Annotated in this window: 1 protein-coding gene; it reads right to left on the bottom strand. The window is 35.2% G+C overall.

Annotated features, from left to right (window positions below):
- Window positions 1–736 (bottom strand): IS701-like element ISAba11 family transposase (locus AC4CVD_RS18620; RefSeq protein WP_490753686.1); only part of this gene is annotated, 736 nt, incomplete at both ends.

The following is a 736-nucleotide window of genomic DNA, read 5'->3' as shown; positions in this document are numbered from 1 at the left end:
TCTATTTTCCAATGACTTGAATGTAATTCATGAAAACCCTCAAAGGACAATAAATCATCTTCATCTTGATGCACAATATAAAACCTCTGCTGTTCTTTTAACTGAGTCTTAAATAATTGTACAAAGCCAAAATCTTTGAGCCAGACCACTTGACCCTGATGGAAATTTGGCAATAAACGCAGTTGAAACCATTGTCCTTTTTCTGGGGAAACCTTACGGTTACAGTCGATACCAAACATAAATCGAATACCATATTTTCTTATGGTTTTTAGATTTCCAGTCGATGAATACCAACTATCACCTGTAATAAATTGAATCTTTGCACCCCAACTGAGTACTTCACTTAACATATCCATAAAGTAATCATTCTTGGTTTTACTTTCAGATTTGTCATAAATTCGGAAATTAATTGGAATATTTTGACCATTCTGATCTGTCGCATACAAGGTAATGAGATTAATACCCTTGACGGATCGGTGGTGTTTGCCTGACCAAAAATAGCTAACCAAGTCCATATGTTGACTATAGGGTTTATCTAAAACAGTATCATCAATACTGACTATAAGTTTATTATTATCAATATGTTGAATTGCTTCTTGATATAGGTCGTGAGGTGTGTAGTCTTCACGTTCTAGAAAGCGATTTACACTATCATGCGAGATGTTATAAGTCTCGGCAAGTTGTGTGCAGCTAATAGAGTTCGGTTCTGTCATGAGAAAGCCCATATAAATGGGTA

The sequence above is a fragment of the Acinetobacter sp. LipI_23 genome (assembly GCF_058243045.1).
The sequence above is the reverse complement of the archived record's forward strand: the minus strand, read 5'-3'. Positions and strand labels throughout refer to the sequence as shown.